19 protein-coding genes and 1 pseudogene are annotated in these 16687 nt (G+C 42.7%); 3 read left to right on the top strand and 17 right to left on the bottom strand.

Features of this window, described 5'->3' with window-relative positions; genetic code table 11:
• Positions 1 to 36: 36 nt before the first annotated feature.
• A complete protein-coding gene (locus M1G01_RS08940) occupies positions 37 to 1272 on the bottom strand; it encodes a carbohydrate-binding domain-containing protein (protein WP_247931655.1) in 1236 nt (411 codons plus the stop codon).
• Positions 1273 to 1556: 284 nt separating this feature from the next.
• On the bottom strand, positions 1557 to 2120 hold the full coding sequence (locus M1G01_RS08935) for a sugar O-acetyltransferase (protein ID WP_042901942.1): 564 nt from the start codon (positions 2118 to 2120) through the stop codon (positions 1557 to 1559).
• A 176-nt stretch (positions 2121 to 2296) separates the two neighbouring features.
• On the opposite strand from M1G01_RS08935, the gene M1G01_RS08930 reads away from it, so the two are divergent.
• The 3 genes and pseudogenes from M1G01_RS08930 to M1G01_RS08920 all read left to right on the top strand — a co-directional run bounded on the left by M1G01_RS08930 (position 2297) and on the right by M1G01_RS08920 (position 3251).
• The gene (locus tag M1G01_RS08930; RefSeq protein ID WP_000468869.1) at positions 2297 to 2605 is read left to right on the top strand and encodes a rhodanese-like domain-containing protein; all 309 of its coding nucleotides are present in this window, start codon (positions 2297 to 2299) and stop codon (positions 2603 to 2605) included.
• Positions 2606 to 2614: 9 nt separating this feature from the next.
• A pseudogene (locus M1G01_RS08925) lies at positions 2615 to 2980 on the top strand (rhodanese-like domain-containing protein); the annotation flags it as partial.
• Positions 2955 to 3251 carry a rhodanese-like domain-containing protein gene (locus M1G01_RS08920; protein WP_000450169.1) on the top strand — a complete coding sequence of 99 codons (297 nt, stop codon included), beginning with the start codon at positions 2955 to 2957 and terminating at the stop codon, positions 3249 to 3251. The pseudogene M1G01_RS08925 and the gene M1G01_RS08920, both read left to right, overlap by 26 nt.
• A gap of 222 nt (positions 3252 to 3473) precedes the next feature.
• On the opposite strand, the gene M1G01_RS08915 is transcribed toward M1G01_RS08920, so the two are convergent.
• The 15 genes from M1G01_RS08915 to M1G01_RS08845 form a co-directional block, all read right to left on the bottom strand.
• Positions 3474 to 3731: a metal-sensitive transcriptional regulator gene (locus tag M1G01_RS08915; protein ID WP_002880547.1), complete on the bottom strand. Its 258-nt coding sequence runs from the start codon at positions 3729 to 3731 to the stop codon at positions 3474 to 3476.
• 206 nt (positions 3732 to 3937) lie between these two features.
• A complete protein-coding gene (locus tag M1G01_RS08910; RefSeq protein WP_247931654.1) occupies positions 3938 to 4486 on the bottom strand; it encodes a DUF3592 domain-containing protein in 549 nt (182 codons plus the stop codon).
• Between the two features lie 78 nt (positions 4487 to 4564).
• Positions 4565 to 5227 carry a hypothetical protein gene (locus M1G01_RS08905; RefSeq protein WP_042901940.1) on the bottom strand — a complete coding sequence of 221 codons (663 nt, stop codon included), beginning with the start codon at positions 5225 to 5227 and terminating at the stop codon, positions 4565 to 4567.
• 2 nt (positions 5228 to 5229) lie between these two features.
• Positions 5230 to 5901 carry a hypothetical protein gene (locus tag M1G01_RS08900; protein ID WP_001226099.1) on the bottom strand — a complete coding sequence of 224 codons (672 nt, stop codon included), beginning with the start codon at positions 5899 to 5901 and terminating at the stop codon, positions 5230 to 5232.
• A gap of 121 nt (positions 5902 to 6022) precedes the next feature.
• Positions 6023 to 6691: a hypothetical protein gene (locus M1G01_RS08895; RefSeq protein ID WP_247931653.1), complete on the bottom strand. Its 669-nt coding sequence runs from the start codon at positions 6689 to 6691 to the stop codon at positions 6023 to 6025.
• A 1-nt stretch (position 6692) separates the two neighbouring features.
• The gene (locus M1G01_RS08890) at positions 6693 to 7265 is read right to left on the bottom strand and encodes a hypothetical protein (protein ID WP_125457686.1); all 573 of its coding nucleotides are present in this window, start codon (positions 7263 to 7265) and stop codon (positions 6693 to 6695) included.
• Positions 7266 to 7578: 313 nt separating this feature from the next.
• Complete coding sequence (locus tag M1G01_RS08885; protein ID WP_247931652.1) at positions 7579 to 8433, bottom strand: VOC family protein; 855 nt, start codon at positions 8431 to 8433, stop codon at positions 7579 to 7581.
• 110 nt (positions 8434 to 8543) lie between these two features.
• Positions 8544 to 9581, bottom strand: a complete 1038-nt coding sequence (locus M1G01_RS08880; protein ID WP_247931651.1) for an aldose epimerase family protein — start codon at positions 9579 to 9581, stop codon at positions 8544 to 8546.
• A 145-nt stretch (positions 9582 to 9726) separates the two neighbouring features.
• Positions 9727 to 10722, bottom strand: coding sequence for a tagatose-bisphosphate aldolase (lacD, locus tag M1G01_RS08875; RefSeq protein WP_025169605.1), 996 nt, complete (start codon positions 10720 to 10722; stop codon positions 9727 to 9729).
• A 10-nt stretch (positions 10723 to 10732) separates the two neighbouring features.
• Entirely contained in the window at positions 10733 to 11899 is a 1167-nt protein-coding gene (locus M1G01_RS08870; protein WP_247931650.1) for an SIS domain-containing protein, read from the bottom strand.
• Positions 11900 to 12003: 104 nt separating this feature from the next.
• Entirely contained in the window at positions 12004 to 12408 is a 405-nt protein-coding gene (locus tag M1G01_RS08865; protein ID WP_095726386.1) for a PTS sugar transporter subunit IIA, read from the bottom strand.
• A gap of 3 nt (positions 12409 to 12411) precedes the next feature.
• Positions 12412 to 13233 carry a PTS system mannose/fructose/sorbose family transporter subunit IID gene (locus M1G01_RS08860; RefSeq protein ID WP_000185287.1) on the bottom strand — a complete coding sequence of 274 codons (822 nt, stop codon included), beginning with the start codon at positions 13231 to 13233 and terminating at the stop codon, positions 12412 to 12414.
• Positions 13220 to 14125: a PTS mannose/fructose/sorbose/N-acetylgalactosamine transporter subunit IIC gene (locus M1G01_RS08855; protein WP_038806525.1), complete on the bottom strand. Its 906-nt coding sequence runs from the start codon at positions 14123 to 14125 to the stop codon at positions 13220 to 13222. Before M1G01_RS08855 ends, M1G01_RS08860 begins: the two co-directional genes overlap by 14 nt.
• 26 nt (positions 14126 to 14151) lie before the next feature.
• A complete protein-coding gene (locus tag M1G01_RS08850; protein ID WP_000156968.1) occupies positions 14152 to 14628 on the bottom strand; it encodes a PTS sugar transporter subunit IIB in 477 nt (158 codons plus the stop codon).
• Entirely contained in the window at positions 14625 to 16412 is a 1788-nt protein-coding gene (locus M1G01_RS08845) for a glycoside hydrolase family 35 protein (protein WP_084849072.1), read from the bottom strand. The genes M1G01_RS08850 and M1G01_RS08845 overlap by 4 nt, the downstream gene beginning before the upstream one ends.
• Positions 16413 to 16687: the final 275 nt, after the last annotated feature.

Genomic DNA, 16687 nt, shown 5'->3' with positions numbered 1-16687 from the left:
AACTCTCCCTTCTCTTTCGAGAAAGGAGATTCTTTTTTATCCTTGTCCGCCAGGGGCTGGACCGCCCCCTTGAGGACCTCCATTTGGTCCACCGCCTCCAGGCATAGAGTTGACAATTTCCGTTTGTTTTTCACCGTTGAGATAGATATCTCCACCTGTGTAGGTCGCAGTTCCATCAAAGTCAAAACCTGTTTGACCAGTCATTTTAATGGTTCCGCCTGTGACCATCACGTTCCCGTTTGAGTCGATTGGATCTGTGTCTCCTTGACCGACTTCTACTGTCAGGTTCCCACCGTTCATGGTGAAGAAGATTTCACTCTGTTGGGCGTTTTTATTAGCTGCGTTGACTCCATCATCTGTCGAATAGATGCTAATGTCCCCACCGTTGATAGTGATTGACTTACCTTCAAGTCCTTCTGTCGAATTCTTGACGGTGTAGGTACCACTATCGATGACGAGGTCTCCAGAAGCGTGGATGCCATCATCTCCTGCTGTAACGGTGATGTTGTTGTTGGATAGGTACATGGTTCCGACTGAAGTATCCTCGTCATTGTCCACCTTTACGCCATCTTCTTTGGCGTCGATAGTCATGGTCGTACCAGTGATGTTGAGTTCATCATTGACATTAAAGGCATCGCCAACTGCTGTGATGTTATAGGTTCCGCCCGTGATGTGGAGAGTGTCATTAGCCTTGATACCATTGTTCTTCTTGCCATCTACATTGAGAGTTCCTTTCCCGTTGATGGTCAAATCCACCTTAGAAAAGAGAGCTGCGTCTGCTTTTTCGTCGTTGTTAGAGCTTGAGTCAGAGAGCCTGTTGGTGGTTCCCTCTGCTAGAGTCAAGTAGACATGGCCGGCTGATGTTGCAGAAATCGCTGCATTGGTATTGGTCATGGTCGCACCTTTTAGGACTAGGTGAACATCTGCCGACTTATCTGCCTCGACCTTGATCTGCACTCCGTCAGACTGACCTGAAATCACATAGGTTCCAGATTTTGTGATGGTCACGGTTGATTCAGAGACTGTCACCCCATCTCCAGAGACGTTTGCAGATGAGCCGGATAACTCAATCTTAGAAGCTGTGCTTTCATCATAAGAGGTATCATTGTCCTTCTCTGTAAAATAGGATGATTGGTTTGTCTTTGTTGCAGTTGTTGTGGCACTATTTGTCGTTGCATTGGTATTGGATGTAGTTGTTGACTGGGCACATGCTGCCATCAGCACCATTGCCGTTAAACTCGTTGCGAGTAGGGTCCAGTTTTTTGATTTCATACCTTTTTCCTCTCCTTCGTATGATATAGCTAGACAGTCTACAGAAGATTCCTGAAACAAAACTAAAACTTTTCTGAAAGTTTCCTTAAATTTAGTTTGGATTAGATTTCGCCTAGTAATTTTTAGAAAGGACTGCTAAAAACAATTTTTGAACGCTAAAATACCTTTAATAGATTTTTTAAACCAAGATTCCCCAGTGCGATATCTCCTTGACCAAGAAAGCCAAAAAGAAGAAAAATTTATAAGACTAAAGCTCATAAAAAGAACAGCCCAGGCTGTTCTTTTTAGTTTTCTTTTACTTGGATTTCCTTGATAACACGCGCAGGATTGCCAGCTAGGACGACATTGTCTCCAAAGGACTTGGTAATCACGGCCCCCGCTCCTGCCACCACGTTATTTCCTAATGTCACCCCAGAAAGGACAATAACCCCACCTCCAGCCCAGAAATTATCTCCAATGGTGATGGGCTTGCCGTATTCGACCCCTGAATTGCGTTCATGCGGATCCAGTGGATGGAGTGGGGTTAAAAACTGACAGTTGGGGCCAAGCATAGCGTTGTTCCCAATGCGAATCGGACAAACATCCAGCATGGTCAAGTTCCAATTAGAATAAAAATTTTCCCCTAGATGGATATTGACCCCATAATCGACCACCAGACGTGGATTGACATAGAGATTTTGCCCAGTTGAGCCAAACCAAGTCTTGATGATTTCAGCTCCCTTCAAGGGATCCTCTTCCTTGTTAAAGGCAGCCTGTTTTTGGCGAGAAGCCTGCGCCAAGACCCGTAATTCTGGGTCCGACGGACGGTAAGGCTCCCCTGCTATCATTTTCTGGTATTCGCTAGCCATCTTATCACCTCATACTTACTTTGGCCCCATCATATCAAAAAGCCTCCGAAAGGTCAAGAATGGCCTGCTTTCTAGACTCTCGAAACGAATCCCTCTCCTAAGTCAAAACAACTTGCTTGACAAAAGCTTGACTTCATGGTTTAATATACCCCATAAGGGTATATGTGGAGGTGCCTATGTTTCACTTATTATTTACAAAAATTGACAGTATTTCTACCAGCGAGTTAGAAGCTAAACTTAAGGAACCGATTCAGCTACTGGATGTTCGGACGCCTATGGAATTCCGTAGAGGTCATATCAAAAATGCCAAAAATGTTCCTTTAACGGAAATCGGTTCTTACACACCAGCGACAAAAGAAACACTCTATGTCATTTGTCATTCTGGTGTACGAAGCAAACTAGCTGCGAAAAAGCTTAAGAAAAAAGGCTACGATGTCATCAATGTCCGAGGCGGTATGAGCGCTTGGACAGGTAAGGTCATCTAGAAGTATAAAATAATTGGCTACACAGCCTTGAACCTTATCGAAGGTCTGAGCGACAATATCCAAGGTGTCCGCTCGAAGACGATCTGACTAAGGGCAAATAATCCCTAGATGTGCGGACAAGTGGCGAATTTCAGGGGAGCTACCCAAGGTCGATACCATCCATAACCCCTAAATGAACTAAGGGAGATCTTGGGTGAACCAGACAAGAACCAAGCCTACATCCTTAGCTGCCACAGCGTTTTGCGCAACTATATCACAGAGCGTATCCTCCAGCAGGCAGGATTTGCCGTCCAAAACCTTGATGGCGCTTATTCACTATATAAAATGGCTAATCCAGAAGGAGTCGAATATGGAAACGAGTATCAGCATGGCTGACTTTTATGAAAAATACCTAAATGAAAATCTAAACCTTATCGATGTACGTGAGGTGCATGAATTCCAAGCAGGACATGCACCAGGAGCAAGAAATCTTCCGTTAAGTACCTTGGAGCAAGGTTACAAAGAACTCAAACCTGACCAGGAATATCATGTCATCTGTCAAGGTGGAGTCCGTTCCGCATCTGCTTGTGAATTTCTAAGCGCCCAAGGCCTCACCGTTATCAATGTAGAAGGTGGTATGAATGCTTGGCCCGGTCAAGTAGAATAAGCAAAAAACCGATTAAGGAACTTAATCGGTTTTTTCATTTCTGCAACCCACTGATATAGGGCTCGTAGCCCGTCGCTTCTAAAAAACGAAACACATTGATGGTATCTAAAAAGAGGTTTTCTCATTGGTATTGGGGGAACTCATCCGTTTGTCTGACATGATTTTTTTATCGAAATAGACTTAAATGACTTTGTCTGCATTGTTTATCAATAGCAAATTAGTTTACTTCCGTTTAATCAGGTATCGGATGGCCTTTTCTAGGCGTTCCTTTTGAGCCTCGGGGTCATCTAATGGTTGGTTGATGCAGTCAGTGAGATTTTCAGTAATGATCATCTCAATCACGCGCTCAACGCTAGATTTCACTGCTGTCAACTGCGTAACAATATCTGCGCAGTCACGATCTTCTTCAATCATCTTTTGAATCCCACGCAACTGGCCCTCTGAACGTTTCAGGCGTGTGATATACTTTGAGTTTGTCATTAATTTATCCTTGGTCACTTTTTCTTCATTATATCTCGAATAAGGGGCTTTGTCAAAATTCACTTCCTGTCTGTATTTGTAGGAGGCAACCTCTCCTCTGTATCAGATAGAAAAGATAGGTGAGCATGAAAATGGAAAAGAAACTCTGTCCTCCTTGAAGCTTGATGGGAAATAAAGTTGCCCATTAACCAACTGACTTTTATGCCTTATATCTTGGACAAAAAGGCAAGGATCACTATCCCATAGACTAGGACTAGGACTAGAGCCAGACCAAATCCGATACCAAACCACTTGTAAAACTTGTCCATCCCGCTGTAACGTTCGACATAGGCCCTGTTCGGCTTGTCTGGATCGTACCAGACCGTCAGCTCCGAATGAAGGGGGAAATGGGTCTGCATCAATCGTTTGAAGGAAACAAAGGAGTTGCTGTAGCGAGTGATCGAAGACGCTAGCATATCTTCTCTTGTATAATCATTTGAAACTTTAGTAGGACCCCACGGAGTCGTGACCGTTTTGAACATAAAATACTGCAAGGTTTTCTTATAAGTAATCCCATCCACCGTGTATTCGACGATAGGTGGATACCCCTCACGAAAACGGCTATATCCGATAACTGTTCCCTGTACGGATGACTGGGCAAGGCGGACCAACTTCTGATCTCGAAGATAGAGGTAGAGAAAGGTCCCACATACAAATACAAAAGATAGGAAGATGACGATGATCCCAACTATCAAACCAATCACTTCTTTATTCATATGAACTCCTCCTGTTATTCTATAGAATAAAATCCCAAAGAACTCACTCGTCCAGAATCGGTATCGAATCCCTCGAGTCTACTCTTCGGATTTTTCTTTTGACTGTTTTTCTCTCAAATCTTTCACAGATTTTGATATGATATCTCTCACCTGTTCATCAGTAAGTCCTGGAATCTGGTAATATGGATTATTGGATTCGCTTTTTGACGGCTTTGTTCCTGAACTTTCGGTTTTAGAACTTTGTTCAGTCGAAGACGAGGATTTCGACTCTGAGGAACTGGATTCTTTGGCCTTAGAGGAGCTAGACGACTCAGACTCAGAAGGCTTGGACGTTTCAGGCGTTTTAGAATCAAGCTTAGGCGGCTTGTTTACTTGGTCGTTCGGCTGTTTCACAGGTTTATAGAATAGCCCAAAAGACAACAGCAAGGCCATCAAGATCCCAATGCCAGCCAAGGTTCTTTTATTGGCTTCAGCCGAGGGAACCTTTACTCCCTTTGTACTGAGTGTTTTCCATTCTGGATGCTCTTTTTCTATGGCTTTTTTCTGTCTCCTAAGAGGAGCAAGTAGAAAATGATTAAAAGGCACAATCGTTACCATAGCTACCGTTACAAGTGGGACATAATTGGAATGACTTGATACCAGTAGAACATCGAGTATAGCGAGAAGGATGAAGAGGAAACGCCCCACAAACTTACGAACTTGATGCTCTTTTTTGATCTGCAAATATCTCTCTTGTGACATTATCATCCTCTCTTTTCTATTTCTTCATTAAATATCACTTTCCCCTGTTCATATTTTCGCACAGCTAAGAACCAGCGGATAGGGTTGTTTTGGAATAAGAAAAGGTACAACAAGGCAGGAAAGAGACCTGCTAAAGGCGAGAAAAAGATTTGTATATCAAATGCCTCTTGCTTATTGAATGAGTCAATAGTGCCCGGAATTGCAGCAGCAAATATTACTATAGTAGTCATAAAAACTAGTAGCATGACAATCATAAAAGCCAACATTTTCGCAAACGTCGCTTTTTTCTCACTAAAATTTTCCCAGAACAAATTTGAATAAACTGCTTCTTTAAACTCTTTCTTTGTTGCTCCTTGGACTCGTTTCACTCCTTTATATAAGGCGACTTCCATCATCCATATAAATCCAAATAGGATAAAGGAAAGACAAAGAATAAAAATAGGAACCATCCCACTATTATAACGAAGGCCTGAGAAAATTGGTATTGCAACAAATCCTCCGAGTAAACCTAACAAAGAGAATATAGCAATTAAAGGAGCAATCCCCCTATTCGATCTCCTAGCCCCTTCTGTATTTAACAAGGCACTCTTATCTGCTACAAGAGCCTCTTTTGTTCGCGTATTATAGTAAACGGCCTTATCACCGCTCTGTCCAATAAAAATTATTTTTCTCATATAAAATCACCACAGTTTTCACTAATCACTATAATCAGAAACTTCAATTTTATCATAGGTTGTTGATAAAACATCACCATCACCAACCACTGGTAATGGTAATAGCGTTTCTCTCGTGTTTCTAGTTCTTCTCTTCCCTAAATATCACTTTTCCCTGCTTGTATTTTCGTACGGCTAAGAGCCAGCGGATTGGGTTGTTTTGGAATAAGAGCAGTACGACACTAATTGGGACGATTGTTGCTCCGATGGGTACCATGAACATAGACGGCTCAAACCATTCATGTTCATAGTAGGGAATGAAGGTTCCAGGTATGGCAAAGAACACAACAATAACAAAAACAAATAGAAGAACGAGGATAACAAATAGATACAAGATGATTTTATCGACTGTTGGTTCCTTATCTGGTGACTTCCTCCAAAAAGTACTACTTTCAACCGCATCTTTAAACTGTTCTTCACTTGCTGGGACAAGCGACTTAGCCCCACTGTAGAACAGTTTTTCAAATCCATAAACACTTCCGATAAAAACGAAAAGGATAGCGGCTAGATGGATAGGTGCCATCCATTCACTCAATCTAAAGGGTGCTATCAAGGAACGAATCCAAATACCGATAATAGCAACTAGCAAGAAAACAAAGAAGACAACCCAAGGCCACTTGGATTTCTTTGAACTGATAGCACCATCGGTTTCTGACGAGGCGCTAGATTCTGTCGCTAAAGCCTCTCTCGTCTTTGTGTTATAGTAGACGGATTGCTGGCATCCTTGGCCTATATAAATGATTTTTCTCATCTTACATTTCTCCCTCTTTCCCTCGGCTACCGTCCTGTAATATCTCCATCAGCTCTTTGAACAGTCGTTTGCGTGTTTTCATCCGAAAATCATAGACTATATATGTAAGAATACCAATCCCTAACATGTACATAAGTAAAAATTGAAAATCAGAAACAGCCAGATAACGATAGGCTGAAAAAATCGTTATTAAAACAAAAATGTAGCCAACTACTGTCAACGCCCTTGATTTTCTCCTAAGTGTTTTGATATTGGCTTTTGTGAGCCGGACTTTTCTAAATCTATCTGTCTTCATGTTACGTCGGGTAGATTTGGCAAGGAGAATGGTCCCGAAAACCAAAAACAGAGACATCAGGATAAAGAAAATCAGATTGAAAGGGGAGGAGACATCTCCAAAGGTTTGGTTGAGCAACTTTGACAGCCGTTGGAAGGAATAGATTGCAATAGGGGCTGCAATAGCTGAATAATTCATGCCTTGTTTTGCACTGTAGAATACTTGATTCCCCAAATCATAATAGATAAAAGAGTCCTCCAGAGGGCCCATACTGATTAAATTTTTTACACTTGTGTCCATCTTATTTCCCGTCTCCTAAACTCAATACGGATGTTCAAACAAAGTTCTACTTTCTCTTAAAAGCATCGTGACGACGATTGCCAGCATTCTAGCTGATTTTTAGCATTTTCCTTCCTAGAGAAAGAAAAGTTTATTAGTATTATAGCATGAACCCCCCAGAAAAGGGAAAATATCCCCGGCAGATACCATTGCTAAAGACAAGAAAGGATTCGTCATTTCATAAAAAAGCGGACAAGTCCGCATTCTAAAAACAGAATGCGAGCTTGTCCGCCTTTTCCTATGTCTCTAAAATAAATAATGTGTTTTCCTCGTTTCATCGTGCCAAGCGAATGCGAGTCACAATCCCATCTTGGTCTACAAGATCCAGTTCACTCGAATTTAGCCACTTGATCGGTGCTTCTAGCTCTTGTGCTTGCTTAACGATGTCCAAGAGTTCTTCCTTGCTTTCGACCTCAAGGACATAGTAGGCCAAGCCTGGCAAGCCTTGCTCACGCGGAGCCAGACCTTTTCCAGCCCATTCGTTGACAGCTAGGTGGTGATGGTACTTCCCAGCTGCTATCCAACTAGCACTCGGAATAGTAAATTTATCCTCTAGCCCTAACGCTTTTTGATAAAACTGACTCGCCGCGTGGCTATCCTTCACCGATAGATGGATATGCCCCATTCTCGTCCCTTCAGCTAGGATAAAGGGATCCACCTTTTCTCCTAACTCATAGATGTCCTGTGCCGCAAGGGCTTCGGTCACACCGATAATGCGGCCGTCTTCTCGAATATCCCATGACGAAACTGGCTTATCACGGTAGAGTTCAATGCCATTTCCTTCCAAATCCTCTAGATAAATAGCCTCACTGTATCCATGATCTGCACCCCCGACCAGAGGAATCCGCAAATCACTTAGGTGTTTCAAGACATCTGCCAAGGCTTTTCGTGTCGGCAACAAAATCGCCAGATGGTAGAGCCCATAATGTTCCCTTACTTCGCCAGTCTTTTCTGCCTGAATCAAGTGAACCAAGGCTTTTCGACCAAGTCCCAAAATCGCTTCTGTCTCTGTTTGGGATAAAATCTCCAAGCCAATAATCTGCTGATAAAAAGCCGTTTGACTCGTTAAATCCTTGACATTTAAAACAGCCTCTGCTAGGTAAATGTGGCTTTGGTATGCATAAGTCATAGGGTGTCTCCTTTTGTTTGTTGTAACTTTGTTAATTACATCAATTATACACTATTGAAATAAAATGTCAACGAAGACAACTCAAAAGAGCTGGAAACCAGCTCTTCTTTTTATTTTACAACAAGCTCGTAGCGAGTTTTGCTGGTGAAAGTTTCCCCTGCTTTGAGAATGACTTGGTCTTTGAGGTCACTGTGAATGGCATCTGGTAAAGCTTGCGCTTCAAGGGCAATCCCATTGTGTTGCACCATTGGCTGGCCTCCAATGATGACACTCTCATCCACAAAGTTTGCTGTGTAGACCACAAAGCAAGGGGCCTCTGTCTTGAACAGCAGGAAACGACCTGAGTTTTGGTCATAAAGGAAACCAGCATTGTCATGACCGGCAGGAAGAGCAAATGGGTGATCCAAACCAGATACCAACTGGATTTGCTCATCTTCCTCTTCAAAGATGTCCTTCAACAAAGCACCATTGTAGATGTGTTTAACCACATCACGAGTAGCATCTGGAGTCTTAGCCGGAACACCGTCCGGAGCAATTGGGTAAATGCCCTCGGTATTTAGCTGGAAGACATGGCGGTCAATTGTCTGCGTGAAATCACCAGACAAGTTGAAGTAGCTGTGATTAGTTGGATTGACAAGCGTATCCTGAACTGTCGTCACCTTATAGCTGATTTCATAGGCGCCACTTTCTTCCAAGTGATAGCTGATCCAGATTTTGAGATTACCAGGGAATCCTCCCGTCCCATCTGTACGCTCGGTGTAGAGGGTCAAGCCATGGTCGCTCACCTCAGTCAATTCAAACAAGCTCGCATCCCAACCTGTTGAACCACTGTGGTTACAGTTGCTAGCGTTGTTGACTTCAAGATTATAGGTCTGACCATTAAGCTCAAAGGTCGCACCTGCAATACGGCCCGCTACAGGACCTACACTTGCTCCATGCTTAGGACTATTGCCTACATAGCTATCAAAATCATCAAATCCCAAAATCACATTGGCAAAGTTTCCAGCCTTGTCGGGTGTGACATAGCGCAAGATGGTCGCACCATAGGTCATGATTTCTAGTTGGTAGCCACTGTCAGTCTCAAAGCGATAGGCCAAGACATCCTTGCCCTCATGATTTCCAAATACACGTTCTGTGTATGCTTTCATTCTTCTCTCCTTTGATCCATTTCTCTTAAGTAAACAAACTATAGAGAGTGTATGCACCATCTATGGTTGTAGTTTTATTTTCAGAATCCTTCGTCACAAAACCTTAAGTATTTTCTTAACAAAAAGGGATTCTTCTATACCTGTTTTATGCTTCTACACGTTCAGTCCATGAAGTCGCTGTGGTTTGGAGAACCTTGTTGAGTTCGTCAATGTTCTCAAAACCTGTTGTGCGTAGCCATTCACGAGCTGCTGCCTCACCGTCTTTGATGTAGGCTTCAACTGATCCAGCCCAAGTTGCACGGCCGCAAAGAACACCGTTGAAGTTTGCGCCTGATTCGTGGGCAAAGACAAGTGTTTCTTGGAAGAGTTTGGCTGATACTCCCGCACTCAAGTAGATATATGGCAAGTTAGTTGCTTCATCTTGTGCTTTGAAGAAGGCTGCTGCTTCTTCACGAGTATGGACGATTTCTCCATCACCAAAGCCTTCAACGTATTTGACGTTGACTGGAACTTCCACTTTCAAGACATCGATGTTGAAGCGTGGGTCTGAAAAGACCTTCATGGCACCGATAACCTTGTGTGGTTTGACTTTAGCGTATTCTGCAGAACCTGCGTCAGCGATTTTTTCATCGTAAGCAAGGATTTCAAGGAAGAATGGAATGTCCTCTGCCACACACTCAGAACCGATGCGTTCGATGTAGGCTTGTTTTTCTTGGTTGAGTTCGTCAGCGCTGTCTACGTCATAGTAAAGCAAGAATTTGACTGCATCTGCACCTTGTTCTTTAATGCGTTTTGCAGACCAAACATCCAAGCAGTCTGGCAAGCGTTTGGTGCTTGTTGTGTCGTAGCCAGTTTTCTCATAAGCAAGGAGAAGACCGGCATTGGCATCAAGCGCTTTTGTAGCTGGGAGACCATACTCAGGGTCAAGAAGCATAGAGGATGCGTATTTTGTCAATTCATCTGCAACCAAGACCTTGAGTTCTTCCATTTGAGCCACTGTTGGTTCCTCTGTTTGGTATTGAGCCATGAGGCGTTTCAAAGCACCACGTTGGTCAAAGGCAAGAGCTGAGATGATGCCGTTCTCGTCAGAGAGTTTTTGCAGGCAAGCTACTTTATTGGGACTTAATTGTAATTTACTCATAGACACTTCCTTATTTTTGATAGTCATGAATGATCACACCTTGTACCACACGGTTTACGGTACCAGTAGGAGACGGCGTATCTGGTTTATTTTCTACCTTGAGTGAAGTCAATAGGGCAAAGAGTTGGGCATATACGATATAAGGGAAGACACGGTAAATATCGTTCAAGACACCGCCACAGCCAAGGGCTACTTCTTTGACATTTTCAAGACCAAAGGCTTGATCACTCAAGAGCACAACACGACGAGCAATCTGATCACCAGCCACTTCACGAACCAAGTCCAAGTCGTACTTGCGAGTGTAGTCTGTCGTTGTACCAAATACCAAAACAACGGTATCTTCGTTGATCAATGATTTTGGACCGTGACGGAAGCCAACTGGGCTTTCATACATGGTCGCCACTTGACCAGCTGTTAATTCCAAAATCTTGAGCTGAGCTTCATGAGCAAGTCCAAAGAAAGGACCAGCGCCTAGGTAGATAACACGATTAAAGTCGAGGTCAACCAACTCTTTGACATCTTCTGCATTGTCTAGAACTTTGCGGACAAGGCTAGACACAACTTCAAAACGTTCAGCTTTCACAGCAAATTCTGTAGGATCAAAGACCAAGAGAGCTGTTAGCATCATGGACGTAAAGCTAGAAGTCATGGCAAATCCAGCGTCATTGGAAGCAGCTGGTTGCAAGAGCAAAAGATTGCGATCATCGCCATGAGCCTGAAGAGCCAATTTCCCTTCTGCAGCACATGTAATGGTCACTTGATAGAGGTCATCCACCAAGGCTTTAGCCAAATCAACCGTTGCCACACTTTCAGGTGAATTTCCACTACGAGCAAAGGAAACAAGGACAGTCGCCACATCTTTTTTCAGATAGGTTTCTGGATTGGCAACAATATCAGTTGTCGCAATGGCATTGAAATTCCATTTGCGTTCGTCATAGACTTCCTTAAAGTATGGTACCAAGGTATCTCCCACATAAGCAGAAGTACCAGCACCCGTCAAGATAACCTTGATATAGTCATGTTTATCAGCAATTCCTTTCAGAAATGCTGCAATTTCTTCTCGTTTTGCTTGATAAGCTTCAAAAGCCTCTTTCCATACATCAGGCTGTTGGTAGATCTCACGAGTCGTGATTTCTGCACCCAGTTCAAGTAATTCTTCTTTTGTGTAATTTAGCATAGAGTTCCTCTAATCTATTGTTGTTTCATTCCTATTGAAAATATGGGAATGGGAGTGACTCCCATTCCCATGTATATTCTATATAAGATGCTCTAAGTCACATCTTATTCATCTTCGTCATCATCGAAGCCCGCTAACAGATCGTTGACTTTTACGATGCTTTCTGCAGCACGGCTCCTGTAGTCCGCATCTGCACCTGTAAGGCTCGCATTGATAAATTCAATCACCATTGGAAGATTCATCCCTGCGTAGAGTTCAATGTCGCGACCTTCCATGATCAAACGGCTTACCACGTTACATGGTGTACCACCGAGAAGGTCCGCAAAGACTAGGAAATCATCCAATCCTTCGATAGCAGCTTCAAATTTTGCAGTAAATTCTTCTGGACCATCTTCTGGAAGAAGGGCCACTGTATGAATGTTGTCCTGTGGACCCATGATCATTTCTGTGCTACCTTTAAGTTCTTCACAGAAACGACCATGACTCACCAAAATTAATGATTTACTCATAAATTATGCGCCCATTCCAAGCAAGAATTTACCGATGAATGAAAGACCTACTGCAAGAACGATAATGATACCGATCGCTTTAGTAGAGTTCATACCTTTCTTACCAAGCAACCAGAAGATAAAGGCAGTAAAGATTGCTGGAAGCAAACGTGGGAAGATTGAGTTCAAGATGTCTTGGAAGTCAATCATCTTTTCACCGATTGGCAATTTGTAAGAAATCTCAAAGTTGATCATTGTCGCTACAAGAGCACCCATCATGAAGACACCAAGTACAGATGCAGCATCAATCAAAGCTGTCAAAGTACTTTGCATGTTGTTGATAAGGTTAACCCCTTCTTTGTAGGCAAATTCCAATTGTTTCCAACGGAAGATGTCATATGCAACTGCAACTGCGATCCAAAGGAAGATACCCCATGGTTGGCCAGCGATAGCCATAGTTGCTGCGATAGATCCCATGATAGCAGGTACAAGTGAACCAAAGATTGTATCTCCAAGAGGAGCGAATGGTCCCATCAAACCTGTCTTGATACCGTTAACGGCATCTTTTGAACCCACACCATCTTTTTCTTCCATGGCAAGGTCAAAACCAGCGATAATTGTGTGGAAGAATGGAGAAGTATTGAAGAATTGAGTATGAACTTTCATCATTTCTTTCAATTCAGGAGTTCCATCCCCATACATTTTACGCAATTGAGGCAAGATCATGTAAAGGTAACCAGAAGCTTGCATACGTTCATAGTTCCAACCTAATTGGAAAGTAAACAAGCTACGTTTGTTGATTTGATTAAAATCTTCTTTTGTTAGTTTGTAATTAGAATTCGTCATCTTCGATTTCCCCACTTTCTGATGGTGTAGAAGGTGCTGCTACAGCAACTTTTTGGCTGTTCTTGAAGTGAACAACTGCAAGGAAGATACCCACGATAGAGATACCGATCATAGACAATCCTTTGAAGTTGTTAACAAAGCCAATTTTTTCAGCAACTTCAGCAGGAAGAGTGCCAATGATTCCAGCAACTGCTCCACCAAGACTTGTTACGTTTGAGTAAAGAACAGTCAACATAGCTGTCAAACCGAATCCCATAGCAAGGTAGTGAAGGTTACGTTTAACTGGAAGGTAACGAAGCAAGATAGCGAATCCAAGACCTGGAAGCATACGACCTGCAAGAGTCAAACCGTCTGCAACCCATTGGTATTCTTTAACAAGGTTTACAACACCTTGTACGAATTCTCCACCGAAAGCAAGGGCGAAGAATACTGGAAGGGCACGAGAAAGAGCCCATGGAAGCGCACCAAGTAGGTAGTTGCGTTCGATACCTTTGTAGTCAAAGCGTTCGATCGCAGCATCAATACGGTGTGCAAAGAAAGTAGTTGTCATACGTCCAAGAACGTCGAAGTATGTCAAAAGTGCTGCTACTGGTACAGCGATTGTTGTAATCGCAAGATCTGTATCAATACCTTGAGAGATAGAGAATGCTGTTGCAAGAACCGCACCAGAAGTTGCGTCGATACGAGAAGCACCACCAAAGGTACCAACCCCGAGAACGAACAACTGCAAGCTACCACCGATAAACAAACCAGTTGTCACATCTCCCATGATCAAACCAGTAATGAAACCAGCGAATACAGGGGAACCTGCAGATGAAACGATTGTCAACTCATCACAGATTTGATAAGCTGAGTACAAAGTGAGAAGTAAAATTTGCCACCATTGTATCATAACAATGACCTCCTAAAAATTTTTTCCTATTTTAATAAGCTCAAAAAGTCTGAAACTGGATCATTTGGAACCATTTGAGCAGTGAGTTTCACACCTTTTTCTGCTAGTTTGTGGAAATCTTCCACATCCTTGTCTACCACGTTGATAGAACGTGTGATAGAGCGAGTTTCTGGTGTTTGAGACATATTGCCGACGTTGAGTGTTTCAAGCGGAACACCTGCTTCGACCAAACCAAGGAAACGGTCTGGTTTACGTGCAACGATAAAGAGACGTTGGCTATCGTATTTACCAGCAAGGATATTTGCTGCTGCTTTCTCAACTGGCAAGATACTGAGTTTCACACCTGGTGGTGTCGCAAGTTTCAAACCACTCTTTTCAATATCGTTGTTAACAACTTCGTCGTCTACAACCATAATGCGTGAAACATTTAGTTTTCCAGCCCAAAGATTGGCTACTTGACCGTGGATCAAACGTCCATCGATACGGCATCCTACAATTGTCATAAGTTTTCCCCCTTTATGTGTTTTAGTGTAGGTTTACGAGTTAAATGAATCTCTTCTTTATATTCGCCCTCAGTTTCAAAGATGATGATGCGGTTAGCACCTTCCTTGAGATAGCTATGAGGGATATAAAGTGAGAGGGTCGGGCCGACGTTCCAGAAACGTCCTAAGTGACGCCCGTTGACAAAGGCAACTCCCTTACCAAACTCAGACAAGTCTAAGTAGGTATCCTTCGGCTCTTCGACCGTAAAGTCGAAAGCGTAAAAGGCTGGCTGTCCTTCTGTCCATCCTTTTGAAAAATCAATCTTCTCAGGATTATCCAGTGGCAGTGGATATTGTTTCCAATTCAGTAAGAAATGTAGATCTTTGCAGACACCTGTACGAATTCCTTTACGTTGCGTATCTGCCAAGAACTTATGACCGTAGTTGACACGCCCCATATTTTCAATCAAGATGTCAATCTCTGAAAAGCCTTCTCGATTGCCCTGACAGTAGATATCTTCACCAATCTCTGTCTGGTATTGAGTAGCAATCCATTGACCATCTACAAAGAGTTGAGCTCGGTCACGTCCATCGATGATACGGAGACGTTCCTCTTCTGCATCCCAACTTGCCTCAGTGCGGTAGAGAAGGTAGCCATAGCTTTGACCAAGTTCTTCCATCGCTTTTGGATAGAGGCTTTCAGTTGGACTAGAGAGACTATCCAGGGTTTCAAACAAGGAAACTTTTTCGACCAATGGAATGGACCCTATCTCCATGCTTTCCTTATAGAGTGGTTCCAACTGTGGATACTCTGGGAAGTGGGTTGCCATCATCTTCTTGACTGCTAGGTATTTAGCAGTTGGATTTCCTTCTTCATCCAGAAGGGCATCATAGTCGTAAGATGTGACTTGTGGCAAATCCAGAGTTCCTCGAGCCGAGCAACCATTCATGAAACCAAAGTTTGTACCACCATGGAACATGTAAAGGTTGATAGAGCCTTGCTCCAATACCTCTCGAACAGCTTCTGCCAATTCTTTAGGATCACGAGTGATGATGGGTTCTTTCCAACGGTTGAACCAACCATCCCAGAATTCCATACACATGAGGGGCCATTTCTTGCCATGCTCATCAAAGAATTCCTGCATCTGTGAAAAGTTGTACGGAGCTTTAGAACCGAAGTTTCCTGTCACAAAGAGATCGTCTTCGATCAAGGTTCCGGCTTTCAGAGTAGCCCTCCATGGGCCATCTGAAGTAAAGAGTGGGCAATCAATCCCTCGGTCTTCCATCAATTTCCGAATTGCTCGTAGATAAGACTTATCTTCTCCATAAGAGCCATATTCATTTTCGACTTGCATCATAAGAATGTTTCCACCATTATCCAACAAGCGAGGCACAAGCCTTGGCAATAATTGGTCATAATAGCGAGCAACAGCCTCGATGTAGGCCGGGTCGGACGAGCGAATTCGCATGTCCTTTGTCAAGAGCCAAGCCGGCAAGCCACCAAATTCCCATTCCGCACAGATAAATGGAGACGGGCGTACAATGGCATAGAGACCTAGATCTTGTGCAATTTGAAGAAATCTCTCCAAATTTCTGGCACCTTCAAAATCAAACTCCCCTTCAACAGGTTCGTGTAAATTCCAAGCCACATAGGTCTCGACTGTATTAAAGCCAAGCGCCTTTAAGTTATAGAGAGAATGATACCAATCCTCTGCTGGAATCCTAAAATAATGAATGGCGCCGGACAAAATCTTGAACGGTTTTCCGTCTAAATAGAAATCGTCCTCAATTTTAAATCTGGTCATGTTATTACCTCTGACGAATTAAGTTTGCGCTTTCATTTATTATAATATTAACTATAATCAAATCTTTTGCATTTGTCAATAGGTTTTAGAAAATTATTTAAAATTTTTCTATTTTTTTACTTACCGTTTACCGAAATTATCTAAAAATAGCATGAAAACGATCTTTTTATGTATGATAATTCACAAGAACATCAAATGAATTTTTTTACATGTAAAATAACATTTTTAGTCTATTATTTTAATTTTTTGACCTTAATACTACTCTTTTCTTTATA

Origin of the sequence: Streptococcus oralis, from assembly GCF_023110055.1 — a bacterium.
GTDB classification, from domain to species: domain Bacteria; phylum Bacillota; class Bacilli; order Lactobacillales; family Streptococcaceae; genus Streptococcus; species Streptococcus oralis_BY.
Note: the sequence above shows the minus strand (reverse complement) of the source record. Positions and strands in the feature narration are given on the sequence as shown.

What these genes read in the sequence shown, in the direction of transcription:
- M1G01_RS08940 (WP_247931655.1), bottom strand. Translation starts at nt 1,272, where the DNA reads ATGAAATCAAAAAACTGGACCCTACTCGCAACGAGTTTAACGGCAATG.
- M1G01_RS08935 (WP_042901942.1), bottom strand. Translation starts at nt 2,120, where the DNA reads ATGGCTAGCGAATACCAGAAAATGATAGCAGGGGAGCCTTACCGTCCG.
- M1G01_RS08930 (WP_000468869.1), top strand. Translation starts at nt 2,297, where the DNA reads ATGTTTCACTTATTATTTACAAAAATTGACAGTATTTCTACCAGCGAG.
- M1G01_RS08920 (WP_000450169.1), top strand. Translation starts at nt 2,955, where the DNA reads ATGGAAACGAGTATCAGCATGGCTGACTTTTATGAAAAATACCTAAAT.
- M1G01_RS08915 (WP_002880547.1), bottom strand. Translation starts at nt 3,731, where the DNA reads ATGACAAACTCAAAGTATATCACACGCCTGAAACGTTCAGAGGGCCAG.
- M1G01_RS08910 (WP_247931654.1), bottom strand. Translation starts at nt 4,486, where the DNA reads ATGAATAAAGAAGTGATTGGTTTGATAGTTGGGATCATCGTCATCTTC.
- M1G01_RS08905 (WP_042901940.1), bottom strand. Translation starts at nt 5,227, where the DNA reads ATGTCACAAGAGAGATATTTGCAGATCAAAAAAGAGCATCAAGTTCGT.
- M1G01_RS08900 (WP_001226099.1), bottom strand. Translation starts at nt 5,901, where the DNA reads ATGAGAAAAATAATTTTTATTGGACAGAGCGGTGATAAGGCCGTTTAC.
- M1G01_RS08895 (WP_247931653.1), bottom strand. Translation starts at nt 6,691, where the DNA reads ATGAGAAAAATCATTTATATAGGCCAAGGATGCCAGCAATCCGTCTAC.
- M1G01_RS08890 (WP_125457686.1), bottom strand. Translation starts at nt 7,265, where the DNA reads ATGGACACAAGTGTAAAAAATTTAATCAGTATGGGCCCTCTGGAGGAC.
- M1G01_RS08885 (WP_247931652.1), bottom strand. Translation starts at nt 8,433, where the DNA reads ATGACTTATGCATACCAAAGCCACATTTACCTAGCAGAGGCTGTTTTA.
- M1G01_RS08880 (WP_247931651.1), bottom strand. Translation starts at nt 9,581, where the DNA reads ATGAAAGCATACACAGAACGTGTATTTGGAAATCATGAGGGCAAGGAT.
- lacD (WP_025169605.1), bottom strand. Translation starts at nt 10,722, where the DNA reads ATGAGTAAATTACAATTAAGTCCCAATAAAGTAGCTTGCCTGCAAAAA.
- M1G01_RS08870 (WP_247931650.1), bottom strand. Translation starts at nt 11,899, where the DNA reads ATGCTAAATTACACAAAAGAAGAATTACTTGAACTGGGTGCAGAAATC.
- M1G01_RS08865 (WP_095726386.1), bottom strand. Translation starts at nt 12,408, where the DNA reads ATGAGTAAATCATTAATTTTGGTGAGTCATGGTCGTTTCTGTGAAGAA.
- M1G01_RS08860 (WP_000185287.1), bottom strand. Translation starts at nt 13,233, where the DNA reads ATGACGAATTCTAATTACAAACTAACAAAAGAAGATTTTAATCAAATC.
- M1G01_RS08855 (WP_038806525.1), bottom strand. Translation starts at nt 14,125, where the DNA reads ATGATACAATGGTGGCAAATTTTACTTCTCACTTTGTACTCAGCTTAT.
- M1G01_RS08850 (WP_000156968.1), bottom strand. Translation starts at nt 14,628, where the DNA reads ATGACAATTGTAGGATGCCGTATCGATGGACGTTTGATCCACGGTCAA.
- M1G01_RS08845 (WP_084849072.1), bottom strand. Translation starts at nt 16,412, where the DNA reads ATGACCAGATTTAAAATTGAGGACGATTTCTATTTAGACGGAAAACCG.